Raw genomic sequence first — 19,444 nt, forward strand, 5'->3', positions numbered from 1 at the left:
AACCTCATCATACTTTTGTCATATTCAGCGCCTTGCGCAAAATAAACGGACAAACGATTAAAAATGCATATTCCGGGCTAAATATCGAACCGGTAAAAAACAGTGACACCGGTGTAAAAAGATAAAGTTGCACCCGAAAATTCCGATTATCGCCAAATGCATTTAACGTCATTTTTAAGATTTTCCACATGTACCACAGCGTCATTAACACCGCGAACCAGGAAAAATAAATAATCAGCAGATACAAACCATTGTCTATTGTTTTCCCGACATCTGCACCGTTAAAGATTCCGAATGATGCGACATATTCGTAAAGTGAGCCAAATCTGACGACGCCATCAATATGGGTTAAAGAATAACCGACCATCACTAACGGACCGACAATACGATAATAAGAAGACGACCCTTCCGTTCCTAAATCTCCAAGACGTGTGGAGATATAAGGAAATGCAAATATCACCCCTACTAAAAATACGGCTAATGAGATTATCGCCAGCGGCAGTTTTTTCTTTATCGCATCCTTATTCAGATACTGGAACGCCCATTCTAGCAGGTAAAACAGGATAAATGTCATTACCCCTGAAAACGATCCTGATAATATTATCCCTGCCAGAATCATAGCATCGGTTTTAGGCGTTTTGATACCAAACTGTTTGATGCTGAGCCAAATTGAGATTAAGGCCAGAGCAAAAAATGCCGGTTCGAAATAGAGCGCGGTGGTTCGCTTGCCGCCAAATTTAATAAAATTCAACACATAGCTATTGCTGTAAATAAGGTACTTCGAAATGCTTTCCATCAGGGTACTGCCGCCGGTCAGGATAATTTGCGCCATTTCCGCCGCCGCCAGCACCACCACCAACGCCACTACCAGATAGAAAAAGCGCAGGATCTTACGGTAGTTATGCGGCGAGATGGTTTTGAAGCGAATGCTCCAGACCATACCGATAATGATCACGATATAGACAAACAGCATCGTCGAGGTGACGTATTTGCTGGCGTCCAGTGACTGACCGAACAGATAGTTAAACGCCGTCAGCCCTGCACCAATCCCTAATGCAATCATCAGCTTCTTAATGCTGATTCGTTCAACGTACAGCAGCAATAAAACGGGTAAAAAAGTGACAATAGTGATGGGGAAACTTTCGCCCAGTTGGGCAATTTTGACGTTGACCAGCAGGTAGATCAGCGGCAGCAGCAGATAGCTACAGATTCTGATAGAACGAGACATATTCCTCCAGCATCTGTTGACCACTGTACGCCGCACGACTGCGCTCGCGGAAGGCGCTGAGCGAGGTACCAAAAACCGTCTGCGCGATGTCAGTTTTGTTCATCTGCACCAGTGACAGCACCTCTTCAGCGGCAAACGTTTTTCCGCCCGCCTTGCGCAGCACTTCCTGCGCCGCGTCGCTGTGGGTGGCGATCACCGGCACGCCGATTGACAACGCTTCACATAAAATCAGCGGATAGTTGTCCACGCGGGAGCTGAACACCAGCGCGTCCATCTGGTTGAGCGCGCTCATCAGTTTGCGTTTGTCGGTTTCGAAGCCGTGATTCACCACGTTTGCCCCGTCAAACGGCGAGAATTTGCCAAAGGTATGCAGTTCAACCTTATCGCCCAGCGCTATCATGTCGCGCACCAGACGCTGATTGGTTTTTCCGTCATAGCGCAGGTCATGAGCCACAATCGCAATTTTCGGTTTCCCCGGGGTCTCATTGACCGGAGACAATTCTGCCAGAATCGCTTCGGTCGCCACATCGATCCCATTATTGATAATGCGGCAGCGCCCCGCGCCGTACAGGCTGTTAAACGCATCGGCAACGTGTTGGCTTGGAGAGATAAACTGGCAACCCAGCGCCAGCATCTGGCGGAACAGTTGGCGTTTTCCATCGACCAGGTTATGCGCGCGGTCAACGTTCACCGGCGGATAATTACTCAGCGTCGGGCATTTCTGGCAGCCGGTTTTCCACCCCTCGCAGCCGTCGGTAAAGGCGCAGCGCCCGGTCACACTCCAGTGATCGTGCAGTGTCCAGACCAGCGTGACGTCCGGCTTGTGGTTTTTCACCTTTTCGCAGAACGCTACCACGTCAGCCAGATTCAACCAGTAGCTGTGCAGAACGTGAAAATGCAGCACCAGTGGGCCTGCCGTGCGGGTCACGGTACGGTAGAGATTGTTCAGATTGCCAAACAGATCGCGATTGAACAGGCGAAACAGGGCGATATTAGCCACTGATGTCAGACGCGGCGTCTGTTTGATGACATGAGGATAGTGGCTATGGCTGACGCTCTTTTTCCCGCCCTTGCCGTAGCCGTAAATAAATTGCGAAGTCAGCCCTTTTTGCAGTGCGCGCTGATGCAGATCTAATGCCACTCCAGCCGCACCACCTTCCGCCAGTCGCACATTAAATTGCACAATATTCATTTAATTACCTTCACCCGGGCCTTCTCGCCCACCACCAGCGCATTGTCCGGGATGCTGTCGAGCACCACGCTGCCTGCGCCAATCGTCACGTTATTTCCGATGCGGATGTCACCCAGCACGATCACGTTGGCACCCAGTTCGACGCCGTTGCCTATCACCGGACAGGCCAGGCTGTCAGCACCACGATTGCCGATAGTGACGCCATGACGAACCGTGAAATCGTCACCGGCCACCACGTTTTTGTTAATCACCACGGCGTAACCATGATGAATGGTGAAGCGTCGTCCGATGGTGGCCGCCGCCTGGATTTCATAGCCGAACAGGCATTCGGTTATCAGCCGATACAGCACCAGCACCGGCGCGGCCCACAGATTGTTCAGCACGTTTTTTTTGCGCCAGACGGAGCAGAAATGAGCAACCCGGTAGGCCAGCACCATGCAGCACGGGCGCAGGCTCCAGCTGTTCGCACGGATATCTTCCAGCATGCTTAACGTCCTCGCAGCCCGTCAGCCAGACGCTTGCCGTTGCGCAGTGAAAACAGCGTCAGCAACGTGCGCCAGGTCATGCGCTTATTGCGGATCTGGTAGAGCGTAAACAGCTGATATTTCTTACTGGCGCGGTCAAATTTATCTTTATGCTTGCGGTAAAAATGGAAGTAGCCAGAGAATTTCTTCGGCGACGAGGTGATCTGCATTTCGCCATGATTAACGTGCAGGATCTGCGTCGCCTCCTCCACCTTCCACGGTTCGCCATACTCCACCACCATCCGCAGAAAGATGTCGTAATCCTGCGCGGCTTTCAGTTCGGTATCGAACAGGCACTCTTTAAACCGCCACGCCCAGGTAAAGACCTGATTGCCAATGATGTTGCGTTTATAGAACAGGTGGCGCGAGTAAGGGGATTTCGGATACAGCGGCAGGCTCGCCGGCTGCGAGTAAACTTCGCCTTCGCAGACATAATCGTTGGCGTACAAAAAAGCGTGAGTCACCAGTTGATGTTTATGGGCAAGGAACACGCTCAAACGGTTTGGCGTCCACTCATCATCATCATCAATACCGGTGATGTAATGCCCTTGCGCCTGGACGATGGCCTGATTACGCACCGCGCAGGCGCCAGAGTTGATCTCATTATGGGTGTAACGTACGCGCGGGTCGTTTAATCCCTCAACAAACTGCTGTAGCTGTTCATAAGAGGAAGAGCAATCATCAACAATGATCATCTCCCAGTGGGGATAGTCCTGACGCAGCACCGATTTAATTGCCCGAATGGCGAGCTGCTGCCGGTTCCAGGTTGGCATATAAATGGAGATCAGCGGATTTTCTGTATTCATGCTCTTTTCCCAGGAAGTGATGCCGGAGGGCCCAACGTGTAGGCCACTCACGATTTTTTATTTTGTGTCGGACTTGTATTCGTACTCGTAGTACCCGTAATCCTGATACCCGGTGGCGCGCCGGAAGATGGAGTTGAGGATCACCCCTTTCACCTGAATGCCGTTTTGCTCAAAACGGCTCAGGCTGGTTTCCACCTCTTTCAGGGTATTGACGGCATAGCGAGCGACCATCAACGTCGTGCCTGCGTGACGTCCGACAATCGCGGCGTCGGTGACGGCCAGGATTGGCGGCGTATCGATCAGCACCAGGTCATAGTGGCTACTCGCCCAACGCAGCAGTTCAGCAAAGCGTTCGCTCATCAGCAGCTCAGACGGGTTTGGCGGTACCTGACCGCGCGGTACAAGGTCAAAATTAGGAATGGACGTCGGTTTCGCGCAGGAGGCGATATCCCCTTTGCCGACCAGAATCTCGGACAGACCGTTGACGTTATTGGTGCCGAGCAGTTCGTGGGTATAGCCTTTACGCATATCGCAGTCGATCAGCAGTACACGCTTGTTGGTCTGGCTGATCACCGCCGCAAGGTTGGCGCAGACAAAGGTCTTTCCGATAGACGGGCTAACCCCGGTGAGCATCAGGACATTGTTTTGTGCCTGCATCATGGCGAAGTGGAGGCTGGTGCGCAGGCTGCGCACAGCTTCAATCGCCAGATCGGTCGGGTTACCCACTGCCAGCAGTTGGCTCTGCTTGTAACGCTTAACACCCTTAATGGTCTTGACGCTATCCCGCGCTTTCTGCCATTCCGACAGCGGAATGCTGGCGTATACGCTGATGCCATTCTCTTCCAGCACCTGCGGGCTTTCGATACCGCGGTTGAGCAGTGAACGCAGCAGCACACCAACGATAGAGAGCATCAGGCCCAGAATGATGCTGCCGAGAATGATCAGCGCTTTCTTCGGCTTCAGCACGCCAGGCTGGGCAATGGCCGGGTCAACGATCCGCACGTCACCCACGGTGCTGGCCTCGGTGATCTTCAGCTCCTGCTGTTTGTTCAGCAATTGCATATAGACCTGCTGACCCGACTCAACGTCACGCGTCAGGCGCACAATCTCCTGCTGCGTTTTCGGCATCGCCGTCACGCGCCCGTTCAGTTTGGCTTTTTCATCTTCCAGCGCCTGACGTTTTTCCAGCAGCGTGCGGTACGCCGGGTGCGCTTTGGTGAAGAGTTTCGAGATTTCCGCTTCTTTAAAGGTCAGTTCGTTAAGCTGCGCATCAATGTTAACCATTGAGTCCAGCACGGCTTTCGCTTCCAGCGGCAAATCGACGGAGTCTTTATCCTGACGAAACGCATTGAGTTTATTCTCTGCCACGTCCAGATGCTGGCGCACTTCCGGCAGCTGTTTCGCCAGGAAGGCCAGGCTTTTCGCCGCCTCGGCAGATTTGCGCTCAACGTTCTGTTCCAGATAATTTCGGGTAATGCTGTTGAGAATGTCGCGGATCTGATCGCGGTCTTCGCCAGTAAAGCTCAGGCTGAGCACGCCGGTATCTTTGCCGTTTTCGACTACCGTCAGGTTGTTTTGCAGGTTATTGATCATCCCCAGCGTGGAGAATTTGGTGACAGTAAATTCCGTGTCCGGTCGAGCATGAATTTCACTGACTACTATCGTGACGCCGTCTTTGCTCAGCGTCTGCCCGACCTGTCCGCGCGCGCTGAAGCCGCCGTCGCTGGTCAGTTGGTAGTCTTTGTCACTCAGCACCGTCAGGGTGAAGGTCTGCTCGTTCATCCCTTTCGGCAGGGTAAAGGTGGTGACTTTTGCCGATTCATTCTGTCGCCCCATCAGCCGTTCCCAGCCCGCGCCAAACAGCGGGAAGGTGTTTTTGGTGACCGAAATATCCAGATCCAGATCGTCCACCGTTTTGCCTAATACCAGACGCGACTGGATGAGCTGAATTTCCGCTTCCGAAGCCGGCGGCTTGTTGGATAACGCAGAGCCGATATCCTGCACCAGCGAGTTGCCGGTGTTTTGTTCAATCTGTACCAGCGCATCCGCACTGTAGATCGGCGTGGCGAAGAGTGTGTAAATCACCGCGCATAGCGCAAAGACCGCCGTAATGCCCAGCACCCACCAACGCGCTTCAATAACGGTACCCACCAGGCGACCGATATCGATCTCATCATTGCCCGTTACCGGTGCGGCAGACTGTTTTACTTTTTCTGTCATTATTTTACCTGCTCTGCGTTCAATGCCTGCGCCCACTGGCGAGCAGACCGTTCAAGTAAGGCGTACACCGCTTCAAACGCCTCACGGCTTTTACGATACGGGTCGGGAATTTCGCGTTCATCGTCCCAGTGCCCGAAAAGCATGACCTTGCCACGCATCTCGGGCGCCAGTTCGTGCAGAGAGGCGATATGTCTTTTTTCCATCGCCAGGATCAGGTCATAGTCCCGGCACAGCCGCCCGGTGACCTGACGCGCGCAGTGTCCTTCCAGAGAAAGATCATGACTTGCCGCCACGCTCACCGCTGAAGCGTCAGCGCCTTTTCCCACCAGCGCGCCCAGACCGGCGGATTCCACCGTTATCTGCGGGTGATATTGTTTAAGCAAACGCTCTGCCGTCGGGGAACGGCAAATGTTCCCCACGCAAACCACTAATATTTTGTTAAACATGACGATTACCAGTTATGAAGGTCGCTGGCCGTATCCGTCATGTAACGGACACCGCTGATGGTCGGCAGCAACTGATTGATCAGACGGTTCCAGCGCGCGACCGGTGCGGTGGTGACATACACCACGTCATACGGCTGCAGACGGAATTCCGTCGCCATGACCAGAGAGGTCGCATCAGACATATCGAGCTGATAGATGTTGGCAATCTTGCCGCCAGGGCCTTTGCCTTTCAGCGGACGGATCACGAAGATGCCGCTGGCGTTGGAGGTGGTCAGATCGATGCCTTCGGCGTTACCCAGCGCTTCGGTCAGCGTCATGCCGCTGAAGTCCATTTTGAGGGTGCTCTGTTTTTTCACTTCACCCATCACGAACACTTTCAGGTCGTCATTGCGCGGCACATAGAGAATATCGCCGGGATAAAGCAGACGGTTCTGGCTGAGATCGCCGTTTTGCATCAGCGCCTGCAGTGAAATGCGTTGTTCTTTGCCTTTGTGCGTCAGCACCACATTGCGCCAGTCAGCCACTTCCGTCAGGCCGCCGGCGGCGTTAATGGCGTCCAGCACGGTCAACGGCACGTTGGTGATCGCCTGCTGCCCGGATTTATTCACCTGCCCGGAGATGTAGGCTTTTTGCGAACGGAAAGCGGCGATATTAACGTCCACCTGCGGGTCAGCAATGTACTTCGCTAAGCGCCCGGTAATATCACTACGGATTTCTGCCAGGGTTTTTCCGACCACGCTGACCTTGCCGATGTACGGGTAAAACATGGTGCCATCGGGCTGAACCCAGTTACCGGTATCGCTGGAGCTACGGTATTGGCCCGCAGGCGTAGTGAGTTCCGGGTGATCCCAGACGGTCACACTCAGCACATCCCCTGCCCCGACACGGTACTCATAGCTGGCGAGCTCCTGGTCCAGCGACATATTCGGCTGGGCGACATTCGGGCGCGGGCGTAATTGTTCTACCAGTCGTGGCGTGAGTGGATACACGTTCACCATCCGGTCGAGATCAAAGTCAGCGTCTTGCTGTTTAATCACGTCTTTGCCCATCGTAGACATATTGCTGCCCGGAAGTACTGTGCAACCGCTTATCAAGGTTACCGACACCAATAATGGCATCAATTTCATTTTGGATTTCATCATTGATTATTTATCACTTTGGCAGAGTAATTATCCTGTGCAATTTAAATAGCGACTTCGCCGTACACATTTACATTGCAGTTAATTGAAAAGAAATTTAACTGGCATCAGTCCTAAAAAAATTGAATTCATCCGTAAGCTATTGACAGAATAATGCAGACTCGTCATCAGGCGTTCAGGCACGCTACCGCCCCTGGCTTTTTAGCTACCAATACACTGATTAGGTTATGTTTTTATAAGCCTTGTTATTTCACTGTTTGTCGTAACAGAGAAAATGTTAAGGCATTCTGAATGTCAGCCATTAATGAACCGGAACCCCACGTAATATATTTACTCGTCCATCATTAACGCTGGAAGAATTGTTACAGCTAACGTAATTGCAGGCAAGGTAACACGCCTGCTATTCTCTGTTTTTAAGATTAATATTAAGCGATATATTGGCCAGATTTTAGGAATTACTTGATGTTGACAGAATCTATTTCCTCTATTCACCCTGCGATATTTCCTAAATAGCTTTTTGCCATATTTAATTATTCCCGACAGAAACTTTATGGTTATTTTCAGCGCAATCAGCAAGGTGAATACATGAGAAATCCCCTCTCGCCATTGCATTTTCCGTCCGCTTTATCCATGATCGAATTGTGACAATTGTCATATAACGAAAGGTATTACATTTACTATGGAATGGATCGCCGATCCGTCAATCTGGGCCGGACTGGTCACGCTGGTCGTGATCGAATTAGTCCTCGGCATTGATAACTTAGTCTTTATTGCCATCCTCGCAGAGAAACTGCCGCCTGCGCAGCGCGACCGTGCGCGCGTGACCGGGCTTATCCTGGCAATGCTGATGCGTCTGCTGCTGCTGGCATCAATCTCGTGGCTGGTCACGCTGACCAAACCGCTGTTTAGCGTGCACGGTCTGAGCTTTAGCGCCCGCGATTTGATCATGTTGTTTGGGGGCTTCTTCCTGCTGTTTAAAGCCACAATGGAGCTGAACGAACGGCTCGAAGGGAAAGACAGCAACAACCCCACTCAGCGCAAAGGGGCGAAATTCTGGGGCGTGGTGGCGCAAATTGTGGTGCTGGATGCCATCTTCTCGCTCGACTCCGTGATCACCGCCGTCGGTATGGTGGATCACCTGGCGGTGATGATGGCGGCGGTGATTATTGCCATCAGCCTGATGCTACTGGCGAGTAAGTCGCTCACCCGCTTTGTGAACAGCCACCCGACCATTGTCATCCTCTGTCTCAGCTTCCTGCTGATGATCGGCTTCAGTCTGGTGGCGGAAGGCTTCGGCTTCCGGATCCCGAAAGGGTATCTGTACGCCGCCATTGGCTTCTCGGTGATGATCGAAGCGTTGAACCAGTTGGCTATCTTTAACCGTCGTCGTTTCCTGTCGGCCAATCACACCCTGCGCCAACGGACGACCGAGGCGGTAATGCGTCTGTTGAGCGGCCAGAAAGAAGAAGCCGAACTGGATGCGGAAACCGCCTCGCTGCTGGTTGACCATGACGACAGCCAGATTTTCAACCCGCAAGAGCGTCGAATGATTGAGCGCGTACTCAACCTCAATCAGCGCACGGTCAGCAGTATTATGACCTCGCGCCATGACATCGAGCATATCGACCTCACCGCGCCGGAAGAAGAGATTCGCTCGCTGCTGGAAAAAAACCAGCATACGCGCCTGGTGGTGACCGGTGGTCACGATGAGGAAGATCTGCTGGGCGTGGTGCACGTGATTGACCTGCTACAACAGTCGCTGCGCGGTGAACCGTTGAACCTGCGGGTATTGATTCGTCAGCCGCTGGTGTTCCCGGAAACGCTACCTCTGCTTCCGGCGCTGGAACAGTTCCGCAATGCGCGAACGCACTTTGCTTTTGTCGTCGATGAATTCGGCTCAGTGGAAGGGATCGTGACGCTCAGTGACGTCACGGAAACCATTGCCGGTAATCTACCGAACGAGGCAGAAGAGATAGATGCCCGCCATGACATCCAGAAAAACCCGGACGGCTCATGGACCGTCAACGGCCACATGCCGCTGGAAGATCTGGTGCAATATGTCCCGCTGCCGCTTGATGAAAAACGGGAATATCACACCATTGCGGGTCTGCTGATGGAAGAATTGCAGCGCGTGCCGAAGCCGGGAGAAGAAGTCCAGGTGGGCGATTTCCTGCTCAAAACGTTGCAGGTGGAAAGCCATCGCGTACAGAAGGTTCAAATTATGCCTTTACGCAATGAGGATGAGATGGATTACGAGGTTTAATATGAAACAATGCCGGGTGACGAATGTGCCGCCCGGCATATGGCCATTATCCGTTTCCAGGCCGAATTAAGACGCGAAGCGTCGCCATCCGGCACATACGCCCTACCGAATCAGAGTTTATCCAGCAGCTTCTTCACATCTTTGCCGTTGCGGGAATCTTTATTTCGCTCCGCCCAGTCGTTCAGACGACGCTTCGCTTCATCCTGCATATGCTTACGCAGTAACTGATCCACCTGCAGATTGTAATTCAGCGCCTGCCAGTTACCGTAAACCCGCAGCGGAACCGGAGTCGCCTTCAGGAAATCGATCAGCTTGCTTTCGCCCTTCCAGCCATCCAGCACCCGCACGTTAAACTGCGTGTCACAGGTTTGCCCGACCAGGTCGAGCGTCCCCTGCCCCGTCAGGGACAACATTGCGGACTCGCCTGCCATGTTATCCAGCGTCAGTTTACCGTGATCCAGAGTCAGGTCCGTGACAAAGCGGGCCAGACGCGTCGCGTTATCAACGCTTTGCATCGACTGTACATCGCCGCCGCTGCGTTCCACGGCCTGCTGAATCAACTGCTGGAAGTTCATGCCCTCCATCCGCGTGTCGCGCATGTCAACATGGGCTTTCCCCTGCCAGCTGTGACGGAATGACTGGGCATCGATATCCACACCGGAAAAATCTCCCGCCAGCGACATCTTGCCGGTCAGGGCAATCGGATAGTTGAATGCCTTGAGGATCGTACCGATTTCGACGTTGTCCAGACGCGGCTGGAATACCACTTGTGGCGTTTGCGCACGCGTATCCAGCGTCCCCGGCAACGATATCATCCCGCCATCGAGTTTGCCTTGCAGTTCGGCGATCGTCAGCACATCGGACTGATTCGTCATACGGCTACTGACGTCGGTAAAATTCATCCCACGCCAGGTCACGTTATCCGCTTTCAGCGCGATATCGGCACTAAAGCCTTTCAGCCCCTGATAGGCGGGTTCATCCACACGACTTGAAATCACCGGACGCGCCAGCGGCGGCTGACTTCCCCCCTGCGCCACCGCGCCGTTGGCGCTGCTGGCATTTTCGGGCGGCGCTAACAGGTTATCCAGATTCAGGCGGGCAAATTGCAGGTTGACGAGCCATGCCGGTTGTTCCTTCAGCGTCACCTGCACGTTTCCGGTCAGGGCGCTGTCGTTCGCCGTCACATTGAGTTGGCTGAAGGTGAGCGTTTTCTTCTCTTCCTGCCACTGCGCCTGCAGTTGTCCCTGCCCCTGGATGCCCTGTTTCGGCAGATCGGCGCCCTGTAACTGCCAGCTTAACTGTTGAATACCCGCGGTGAAGTTATGCGGATAGTCGGAAGCGTCAACGGTACCGTTGAAAGCAAGGGTAAGGTCGCGCTGGTCGCGATTCACCCGGCCTGAAAATTCGAAGGTGCCGCGATGCTGTGCATCCTGCTCCATTTGCAAACGAATATCGCGAACGGTTACCTGTTCATCATCTTCATGCTGAAAGACCAGTACGCTGTCCGCTACACGCAGGCTGGCGACATCAAACGACCAACCGCGATCTTCAGCAACATCTGGCAAGGTGTTGTCTTTCGGGGCCACCGGGGCGTTTTCACGGCGTACCGCTTCCGTTTGCGGCGTTAGCTGAATCACTGCGCCTTTGAGCATCACCTGTTTGACACTGAGCTGATGGCTCAGCAGCGGCCACAGTGCGACATCCAGACGCATATTATCCGCACGAACCAGGGGTTCAGCGGCCCCTTCTGCCGTTAACACCATACGCCCGGAGAGGATGCTGAGTTGCGGCCAGACGTGCCAGCGCAGTGGGCCGTCCAGTTGCAGTTGATAACCGCTTCGCGCAGCCACCTGTTGCACCATATAGGCGCGGAAATCATTCGGATTGACTAACAATACTAACGCGGAGAAGCCGGCCACCAACACGACCAGCAAAATCATCAGCGTCGTCAGAAATCGTCTCATGCTATCCTCAATGGAGTAGACTCAGTCTTTATCAATCCGGCTGGCGACAGCGCCCTGCTGATCGCGATACTTCGCATCTTCACGACGGTTGTAAGGTCTAAGCGCAGGTCCCGATAGCGGCTCGAAGCTCAACGCGCCGATCAGCATCCCTGGGCGCAGAGCCAGCGGCAATTTACCGGAATTATAGAATTCCAGCACGATACAGCCAGACCAGCCCGGATCGATACGGTGCGCGGTCACATGAACCATCAGACCCAGGCGCGCCAGTGAAGAGCGACCGTCCAGCCACCCCACCAGGTCCGCTGGCAGGGTCACCGACTCATAGGTCACTGCCAGCGCCAGTTCGCCAGGATGCAGGTAAAATGCATCCCCTTCCGCCAGGACGATCTCATCGCTCATAACGCGATCCAGCGCAGCGCTCACTTCTGCCTTCGGTCCACTTAAATCGATAAAGGCAGCGGTATGTCCACTAAATGTACGAAATTTATTGCCCAGGCGCACATCCACGGTTGCGCCATTAATGCGCTCAACGGGCGGACGCGGGTTGATCGACAAACGGCCTTCATCAAGCCAGGCTTCAATATCTCGGTCACACAGACGCATGGCACTTTCTCCTTTCGTGCATCGGGCGCTTAACGCATTGTGCATTAAGGGCAAACCAGGTTATCACTGAACGGTACACAATTCGCCGGGCTTATTCAAAGAACTGACTGATTTTCGCTTTCAGAATATCAATGGCGATGCGATTTTTCCCACCGCGCGGCACGATAATATCGGCGTATTGTTTAGACGGTTCAATAAATTGCAGGAACATCGGACGCACGGTCTTCTGATACTGCGCCATGACGGAATCCATTGAACGACCACGTTCGTTAACATCACGCTTGATACGGCGCATCAGGCAGATATCCAGCGGGGTATCGACAAAAATAGAGAAGTTCATCTCTTCGCGTAAACGCGCGTCGGTCAGCAGCAAAATCCCTTCAAGAATGATGACTTTCTTTGGCTCAACACGAACCGTCTCTTTCATGCGGGTGTGTTCGACGTAGCTGTATACCGGTAGTTCGATCGCCGAACCCCGTTTGAGGGCCTGCAGGTGCTGAAACAGGAGGCTGTGATCCATCGCATTCGGATGGTCGTAGTTAGTTTTAACGCGTTCTTCCATCGACAGATGGCTTTGATCTTTGTAATAGCTGTCTTCGGGAATAACGCCGATATGTTCGTCACCGACTTGTTCACGCAACTCGCGATAAAGGGTACTGGCAATAAGACTCTTGCCGGAAGCCGATGCGCCAGCAATACCGATAATGACGCACTGATGGGACTGATCAGTCATAAATTTAGCGACCTGAATAACCTGGTTAGGAAGGACGACGCCGCATGGGCGTCAAACGCGGCAATTATAGGGATTTCGGGCGTGCGATACCAGTCGAGATAGCAGGGAGTGTATTTCGCGCCCAACGTTTCCCTGTCGCAAATTTATTTGTTCAGATTTAGAGCACCCCGCGGAATTAACCCGGTTTCGCAGTAATTAATCGCCATATAATGTCAAATAATGAGCAACCGGGATATAAATTGTAAATTGTTTGTACTAGCATAAACAGAGAATATCACGATGCGTCCGGGCGTTCCGCGACGTTCCGGCCACTCGGATACAGGGTAATGAGTAAACCATCCCAACATGTTTTAGTTACCTTGCCGCATCCTCTGCTGCGCTTCGTCAGTTTAGGGCTGACGGCTTTTATTTTTACCCTTTTCTCACTGGAATTATCCCAGTTTGGCACCCAACTCGCCCCGCTCTGGTTCCCGACGTCGATCATGATGGTGGCCTTTTACCGTCACGCCGGACGGATGTGGCCCGGAATTGCGCTCGCCTGTTCGTTAGGGAGCATTGGCGCATCGCTGGTCTTGTTCCCGCCCAGCGCGCTGAATTTTACCTACACCGCGATCAACATCATTGAAGCCGTCGTCGGCGCTATGCTGTTACGTAAGCTGTTACCCTGGTACAACCCGTTACAGAATCTCAATGACTGGCTACGTCTTGCCTTCGGCAGTGCGGTTATCCCGCCGCTGTTGGGCGGTATTCTGGTGTGGATTATGTCGCCGAATGAAACGCCGTTGAAAGCGTTTCTGATTTGGGTGCTGTCGGAATCCATCGGCGCGCTGGCGCTGGTACCGTTGGGATTATTGTTCAAACCACACTACCTGTTGCGCCACCGCAACCCGCGTCTGCTCCTGGAAACATTGCTGACGCTAGTCGTCACCCTGGTTCTGAGCTGGTTCGCCATGAAGTATGTTCCATGGCCCTTTACGTTAGTGATCGTACTGCTGATGTGGAGCGCCGTGCGGTTGCCACGGATGGAAGCCTTTCTCATCTTCCTCGCTACCGTCATGATGGTATCGCTGATGATGGCGGCCGACCCGTCACTGTTGGTCACCCCCAAAGTGCATGTCATGAACAACCTGCCGTGGCTGCCGTTCTTAATGATTCTCTTACCCGCGAACATCATGACCATGGTGATGTACGCCTTTCGCGCCGAACGTAAGCACATTACGGAAAGCGAAGAACGTTTTCGCAACGCGATGGAGTATTCAGCGATCGGTATGGCGCTGGTCGGTACAGAAGGGCAATGGCTGCAGGCCAACAAAGCGTTATGCCAGTTTCTCGGCTATAACCAGGATGAGTTACGCGCGCTGACCTTTCAGCAGCTCACCTGGCCGGAAGACCTGCATAAAGATCTGGAGCAACTCACCATGCTGGTGAGCGGCGACATTAATAGCTATTCGATGGAGAAACGCTATTACACCCGTACGGGCGAGATCGTCTGGGCGCTGCTGACCGTCTCGCTGGTCCGCCATTCTGACGGCACGCCGCTTTACTTTATTGCCCAAATTGAAGATATCAACGATCTCAAACATACCGAATGGGTTAACAAACGGCTGATGGAACGCATCACGCTGGCAAACGAAGCTGGCGGCATTGGGATCTGGGAATGGGAACTGCAACCCGACGTCATCAGTTGGGATAAGCGTATGTTCGAACTGTATGAGGTTCCCGCTCATGTTAAGCCCACCTGGTCGCTCTGGTACGACTGCGTTATCCCGGAAGACCGCGAGTATGCAGAAAAGGTGGTTCGTGACTCCTTAGCCGCGCGCCTGCCTTTTAAGATGGAATTCCGCATTGCGGTGAAAGACGGCGTCCGCCATATCCGCTCGCTGGCGAATCGGGTGTTAAATAAAGATGGCGAAGTCGAACGACTGCTCGGTATCAATATGGACATGACCGAAGTGAAGCAGTTGAATGAAGCGCTGTTTCAGGAAAAAGAGCGTTTGCACATTACCCTCGACTCCATCGGGGAAGCGGTGGTGTGTATTGACGTTGATCTGAAAGTTACCTTTATGAACCCGGTCGCCGAGAAGATGAGCGGTTGGCAGCAGGAGAATGCCATTGGCGTACCGCTGTTGACGGTACTGCGCATCACCTTTGGCGATAACGGTCCGCTGATGGAGAACATCTACAGTGCTGATATGTCCCGCTCCGCCATCGAACAGGAGGTGGTTCTCCATTGTCGCAACGGCGGCAGTTACGACATTCACTACAGCATAACCCCGCTTAGCACCCTGGACGGTGGAAATATCGGTTCAGTGCTGGTAATTCAGGATGTCACCGAGTCACGTAAGATGTTGCGCCAGCTAAGCTACAGCGCCACCCACGACGCCCTCACCCACCTGACCAATCGGGCTAGTTTTGAAAACAAGCTGAAACTGCTGCTGCAAACCGTCCGCAGTGCGCATCAGCGCCACGCGCTGGTCTTTATCGATCTTGATCGTTTTAAAGCGGTAAATGACAGCGCCGGTCACGCGGCGGGCGATGCGCTGCTGCGCGAACTGGCGCAACTGATGCTCAGCATGTTGCGTTCCAGCGACGTGCTGGCGCGTCTGGGCGGTGATGAGTTCGGCCTGCTGTTGCCGGAGTGTAATATTGAAAGCGCGCGCTTTATCGCCACGCGGATCGTTAACGCCGTCAATGATTACCACTTTATGTGGGAAGGCCGCCTGCATCGCATTGGTGCCAGCGCCGGGATCACGCTCATCGACGAGAACAATTGCCAGGCGGTTGAGGTGATGTCGCAGGCAGATATCGCCTGCTATGCCTCTAAAAATGGCGGGCGCGGCCAGGTGACCGTGTATGAACCACAACAAGAGCAGGCGCATCACGAGCGCGCGATGATGTCGCTGGATGAGCAATGGCGGATGATTAAAGATAACCACTTGCTGATGGTCGCCCGCGGCGTTGCGTCACCACGCATTCCCGAAGCACGTAATTTCTGGCTGATCTCGCTGCGACTGTGGACCAGTGAAGGAGAAGTCATGGAAGAGCAGGCCTTTCGGGCAAGCTTAGCCGATCCGGCGCTCAGCCATGCGCTGGATCGCCGCGTGCTCCATGAATTTTTCCATCATGCAGCGCCGGCGGTTGCCAGCAAAGGACTCAGCGTCGCCCTGCCGCTTTCGGTGGCGGGATTAATCAGCACAACGCTGATTGACGAACTTCTGGCTCAACTGGAGCAGAGCACTCTGCCGGGACGCCTGCTACATCTGATTGTGCCTGCGGAAGCGCTGTTACTGAACCCACAGGAGAGCACCAAAGCAATTCAGACATTACGCCAGGCAGGGTGTCACATCATTGTGAGCCAGATTGGCCGCGATCTGCAGATCTTCAATCTGATGACCAAAAGTTTGGCGGATTACCTGCTGCTCGACAGTGAGTTGAGCGCCAGCATTCACGGCAACATGATGGATGAAATGCTGGTGTCGATCATCCAGGGCCACGCCCAGCGCCTGGGGATGAAAACCATTGCCGGGCCGGTGCAAACGCCGATCGTCATGGATACGCTGTCAGGTATTGGTATCGACCAGATTTATGGCGATATCATCGCCGAAGCGCAACCGCTGGATCTGCTACTCAACACCAGTTATTTCGCGATCAACTGACGGCTGCCATCCCTCGGTATACCAGATGTGCAATAACGCGTAGGAGCGCCAGGGTTTCCAGCGCTCCGCATAGCGACGGATCTGCGCGGGAGTCATCCCCGGGAAACGTTGTTTGATCAGATAGTCGTCAGGCAAAAACACGTCCTTCGCCTGCCAGCCGCGCAGGGCAAAATAGTTTGCCGTCCAGCGACCAATCCCCGGAAATCCCTGTAGCATTTTGATTCCCTGTTCAATATCTTCCGGCGGCTGGGTTACCAGTATTCCATCCCGGGCGGCCTGCGCCAGATGGATAAGCGCGTTGGCGCGCATCAGCGGCATGCCCAACGCTTTCAGTTCCAGCGGATCGGCTGCGGCTAGCTGTTCAGGCGTAGGGAAACAGACGTACTCCGGGCTGTCCGCTAACACGTCGCCATACCATCGCACAACCTTCGACGTCAGCTTTGCCGCCATCGCCACGCTCACCAGTTGGCCCAGAATCGCCCGGACGCCCTGCTCAAAGGCGTCCACCGAACCGGGCAGGCGCAGTCCCGGACGCGCTGCGCCCAGTTCACCTAACGCATGGCTGATCTGCTGTGGTTTACAGCGCAAATCAAACAGTCGCTCCATTTTTTCAAGGCAGATATCCGCGACCGGCAATAGCCCTTCACTCAGCGTCACCTGAAGCGTGTTCGTCGCGGTGTCGGGAACGGCGGCGATGATTCCCTTATGTTGTCCTATCGCCAGGCTTCGCGTGTAGCGTAACGCCTCGACGGTTTCCACCCCGTCGACCGCACGGGCGGCAAGGAAACCCAGAATCCATGACCAGTCATAAGGCGGTTGCCAGTTCAGGGTAAACATCATCCTCTCCTTTTTCTGCAAACCTTCAGCATAATCGCTATTCAGGCGTTGTGCTTTGCTTTCATATTCCAGTTGTCGCGACGACGACATTTCGCTAAAGTCACGCCCCTTCTTCACTGGCATGGGGATTTTCAAGGTGTTTATTGGATTTGATTACGGTACCGCTAACTGTTCTGTCGCCATCATGCGCGACGGCAAGCCGCAACTGCTGAAAATGGAAAATGGCAGTACGCTGCTGCCTTCCATGCTTTGCGCGCCGACGCGTGAATCGGTGAGCGAATGGCTCTACCGCCATCATGATGTTCCGACACCAGACGATGAAACGCAGGCGCTGTTGCGTCGGGCCATTCGCTTCAATCGCGACGAGGACATTGACGTTCACGCCAGCAGCGTACAGTTTGGCCTGTCATCGCTTGGACACTATATTGACGACCCGGAAGAGGTGTACTTCGTTAAGTCGCCGAAATCCTTCCTCGGCGCCAGCGGACTAAAACCGCAACAGGTCGCGCTGTTCGAAGATTTAGTCTGCGCAATGATGCTGCACATTCGTCAACAGGCACAAAACCAGCTCCCCGAAGCCATCATCCAGGCCGTGATCGGACGTCCCATTAACTTCCAGGGATTAGGCGGCGATGAGGCGAACAGCCAGGCGCAGGGTATTCTGGAACGAGCGGCAAAACGAGCTGGCTTTCAGGATGTCGTTTTCCAGTATGAGCCGGTGGCGGCGGGACTGGATTACGAAGCGACATTACAGGAAGAGAAACGCGTCCTGGTGGTGGATATCGGTGGGGGGACCACTGACTGTTCGTTACTGCTGATGGGGCCACAATGGCATCACCGCGCTGACCGCGAATCCAGCCTGCTGGGTCACAGCGGCTGTCGCGTTGGCGGGAACGATCTAGATATCGCGCTGGCGTTTAAACACCTGATGCCGCTGCTGGGGATGGGGGGCGAAACCGAGAAAGGGATCGCCCTACCGGTGCTGCCGTGGTGGAACGCGGTGGCGATCAACGACGTTCCGGCACAAAGCGATTTCTACAGCAGCGCCACGGGGCGTCTGCTGAACGACCTGGTACGCGATGCCCGCGAACCGGAGCAGGTGGCGCTGCTGCTGAAAGTCTGGCGTCAGCGTCTCGGTTATCGGCTGGTCCGCAGCGCCGAAGAGAGCAAAATTACGCTGTCTGCACAACCCGAAGTTAATGCAGCGCTCCCGTTTATCCGCGACGATCTGGCCGCCGTCATCAGCCAACAGGGGCTGGAGCGCGCGCTGGATCAGCCGCTTTCCCGGATACTGGAACAGGTGCAACTGGCGCTGGATAACGCCCAGGAAAAGCCAGACGTCATCTATCTGACCGGTGGCAGCGCACGCTCGCCGCTGATCAAAAAAGCGCTGGCCGCCAAACTGCCGGGTATTCCCATTGCCGGTGGCGATGACTTCGGCTCCGTCACCGCCGGTCTGGCCCGCTGGGCTGAGGTGGTATTCCGCTAAACGCCTCGCAAGCTGAACGCGGATGGATTGACATTAAGGTTCATGTGGCTTAGTTTCAGGAGTGAGGGTAAGGGAGGGTTTCACCTCCCCCTGGTGTCTTAGTAAGCCGGTAAGCTAATGACTAAGAGTATCACCAGTATGATGACTACCTTCATCATAACCCTTTCCTTATTTTGGCCCCTTCCTCGGGAGGGGCTTTCCCGTTTCAGCGTCCTGCTGAAATCCGTGGCTTACCTCCTTTTTGCCGTGCCGCCACTGTAGCGCACAATTTTTCATGCGCCTTTTTCAGCGATGATTGTTGCGTAACGCCTCGCAAAGCGCGCCGCCATTCGGATGAATCCGTA

Annotated in this window: 15 protein-coding genes; 3 read left to right on the forward strand and 12 right to left on the reverse strand. The window is 54.0% G+C overall.

All coding sequences use genetic code 11. The features are described from left to right. Positions 1 to 7 precede the first annotated feature (7 nt). The 7 genes from wcaD to HVZ37_RS13805 are packed head-to-tail and all read right to left on the reverse strand — an operon-like array spanning position 8 to position 7,558. A complete protein-coding gene (gene wcaD / locus HVZ37_RS13775) occupies positions 8 to 1,228 on the reverse strand; it encodes a colanic acid polymerase WcaD (protein ID WP_181627615.1) in 1,221 nt (406 codons plus the stop codon). Beyond that, positions 1,203 to 2,420 (reverse strand): colanic acid biosynthesis glycosyltransferase WcaC, encoded by a 1,218-nt coding sequence (gene wcaC / locus HVZ37_RS13780; RefSeq protein ID WP_181627616.1) that lies wholly within the window; start codon positions 2,418 to 2,420, stop codon positions 1,203 to 1,205. Before wcaC ends, wcaD begins: the two co-directional genes overlap by 26 nt. After that, entirely contained in the window at positions 2,417 to 2,905 is a 489-nt protein-coding gene (wcaB, locus tag HVZ37_RS13785; protein WP_043000182.1) for a colanic acid biosynthesis acetyltransferase WcaB, read from the reverse strand. Before wcaB ends, wcaC begins: the two co-directional genes overlap by 4 nt. A 2-nt stretch (positions 2,906 to 2,907) precedes the next feature. Further along, the gene (wcaA, locus tag HVZ37_RS13790) at positions 2,908 to 3,750 is read right to left on the reverse strand and encodes a colanic acid biosynthesis glycosyltransferase WcaA (RefSeq protein ID WP_044258698.1); all 843 of its coding nucleotides are present in this window, start codon (positions 3,748 to 3,750) and stop codon (positions 2,908 to 2,910) included. 57 nt (positions 3,751 to 3,807) lie between these two features. After that, positions 3,808 to 5,970, reverse strand: a complete 2,163-nt coding sequence (gene wzc, locus HVZ37_RS13795) for a tyrosine-protein kinase Wzc (RefSeq protein WP_043000180.1) — start codon at positions 5,968 to 5,970, stop codon at positions 3,808 to 3,810. Then, positions 5,970 to 6,416, reverse strand: coding sequence for a low molecular weight protein-tyrosine-phosphatase Wzb (gene wzb, locus HVZ37_RS13800; protein WP_043000179.1), 447 nt, complete (start codon positions 6,414 to 6,416; stop codon positions 5,970 to 5,972). The genes wzc and wzb overlap by 1 nt, the downstream gene beginning before the upstream one ends. 5 nt (positions 6,417 to 6,421) lie before the next feature. Then, a complete protein-coding gene (locus HVZ37_RS13805) occupies positions 6,422 to 7,558 on the reverse strand; it encodes a polysaccharide export protein (RefSeq protein ID WP_043000178.1) in 1,137 nt (378 codons plus the stop codon). A 676-nt stretch (positions 7,559 to 8,234) separates the two neighbouring features. Between HVZ37_RS13805 and HVZ37_RS13810 the strand changes: the two genes are divergently transcribed. Beyond that, a complete protein-coding gene (locus tag HVZ37_RS13810) occupies positions 8,235 to 9,818 on the forward strand; it encodes a TerC family protein (RefSeq protein WP_043000176.1) in 1,584 nt (527 codons plus the stop codon). A 110-nt stretch (positions 9,819 to 9,928) separates the two neighbouring features. Here the strand turns inward: HVZ37_RS13810 and asmA are convergent, their stop codons facing one another. The 3 genes from asmA to udk form a co-directional block, all read right to left on the reverse strand. Next, positions 9,929 to 11,782 (reverse strand): outer membrane assembly protein AsmA, encoded by a 1,854-nt coding sequence (gene asmA, locus HVZ37_RS13815; RefSeq protein WP_181627617.1) that lies wholly within the window; start codon positions 11,780 to 11,782, stop codon positions 9,929 to 9,931. A 21-nt stretch (positions 11,783 to 11,803) separates the two neighbouring features. Continuing rightward, a complete protein-coding gene (gene dcd / locus HVZ37_RS13820) occupies positions 11,804 to 12,385 on the reverse strand; it encodes a dCTP deaminase (RefSeq protein WP_043000174.1) in 582 nt (193 codons plus the stop codon). A 91-nt stretch (positions 12,386 to 12,476) separates the two neighbouring features. Further along, positions 12,477 to 13,118: a uridine kinase gene (udk, locus tag HVZ37_RS13825; RefSeq protein WP_042318055.1), complete on the reverse strand. Its 642-nt coding sequence runs from the start codon at positions 13,116 to 13,118 to the stop codon at positions 12,477 to 12,479. Between the two features lie 326 nt (positions 13,119 to 13,444). On the opposite strand from udk, the gene HVZ37_RS13830 reads away from it, so the two are divergent. Continuing rightward, positions 13,445 to 16,774, forward strand: coding sequence for a diguanylate cyclase (locus HVZ37_RS13830; RefSeq protein ID WP_043000173.1), 3,330 nt, complete (start codon positions 13,445 to 13,447; stop codon positions 16,772 to 16,774). On the opposite strand, the gene alkA is transcribed toward HVZ37_RS13830, so the two are convergent. Then, entirely contained in the window at positions 16,742 to 17,611 is an 870-nt protein-coding gene (gene alkA, locus HVZ37_RS13835) for a DNA-3-methyladenine glycosylase 2 (RefSeq protein ID WP_181628486.1), read from the reverse strand. The two genes, HVZ37_RS13830 and alkA, sit on opposite strands and share 33 nt — an antisense overlap. A 136-nt stretch (positions 17,612 to 17,747) precedes the next feature. On the opposite strand from alkA, the gene yegD reads away from it, so the two are divergent. After that, a complete protein-coding gene (gene yegD, locus HVZ37_RS13840; RefSeq protein WP_181627618.1) occupies positions 17,748 to 19,100 on the forward strand; it encodes a molecular chaperone in 1,353 nt (450 codons plus the stop codon). Between the two features lie 98 nt (positions 19,101 to 19,198). On the opposite strand, the gene HVZ37_RS13845 is transcribed toward yegD, so the two are convergent. Further along, on the reverse strand, positions 19,199 to 19,258 hold the full coding sequence (locus tag HVZ37_RS13845) for a type I toxin-antitoxin system Ibs family toxin (protein ID WP_105887528.1): 60 nt from the start codon (positions 19,256 to 19,258) through the stop codon (positions 19,199 to 19,201). Between the last annotated feature and the right edge of the window lie 186 nt (positions 19,259 to 19,444).

The organism is Citrobacter sp. RHB35-C17, from assembly GCF_013816795.1.
In the GTDB taxonomy this organism is placed as follows: domain Bacteria; phylum Pseudomonadota; class Gammaproteobacteria; order Enterobacterales; family Enterobacteriaceae; genus Citrobacter_A; species Citrobacter_A amalonaticus.

Bases quoted from the DNA above. Each gene is read 5' to 3' on its own strand.
- wcaD (WP_181627615.1), bottom strand. From the start codon at position 1,228: ATGTCTCGTTCTATCAGAATCTGTAGCTATCTGCTGCTGCCGCTGATC.
- wcaC (WP_181627616.1), bottom strand. From the start codon at position 2,420: ATGAATATTGTGCAATTTAATGTGCGACTGGCGGAAGGTGGTGCGGCT.
- wcaB (WP_043000182.1), bottom strand. From the start codon at position 2,905: ATGCTGGAAGATATCCGTGCGAACAGCTGGAGCCTGCGCCCGTGCTGC.
- wcaA (WP_044258698.1), bottom strand. From the start codon at position 3,750: ATGAATACAGAAAATCCGCTGATCTCCATTTATATGCCAACCTGGAAC.
- wzc (WP_043000180.1), bottom strand. From the start codon at position 5,970: ATGACAGAAAAAGTAAAACAGTCTGCCGCACCGGTAACGGGCAATGAT.
- wzb (WP_043000179.1), bottom strand. From the start codon at position 6,416: ATGTTTAACAAAATATTAGTGGTTTGCGTGGGGAACATTTGCCGTTCC.
- HVZ37_RS13805 (WP_043000178.1), bottom strand. From the start codon at position 7,558: ATGATGAAATCCAAAATGAAATTGATGCCATTATTGGTGTCGGTAACC.
- HVZ37_RS13810 (WP_043000176.1), top strand. From the start codon at position 8,235: ATGGAATGGATCGCCGATCCGTCAATCTGGGCCGGACTGGTCACGCTG.
- asmA (WP_181627617.1), bottom strand. From the start codon at position 11,782: ATGAGACGATTTCTGACGACGCTGATGATTTTGCTGGTCGTGTTGGTG.
- dcd (WP_043000174.1), bottom strand. From the start codon at position 12,385: ATGCGTCTGTGTGACCGAGATATTGAAGCCTGGCTTGATGAAGGCCGT.
- udk (WP_042318055.1), bottom strand. From the start codon at position 13,118: ATGACTGATCAGTCCCATCAGTGCGTCATTATCGGTATTGCTGGCGCA.
- HVZ37_RS13830 (WP_043000173.1), top strand. From the start codon at position 13,445: ATGAGTAAACCATCCCAACATGTTTTAGTTACCTTGCCGCATCCTCTG.
- alkA (WP_181628486.1), bottom strand. From the start codon at position 17,611: ATGTTTACCCTGAACTGGCAACCGCCTTATGACTGGTCATGGATTCTG.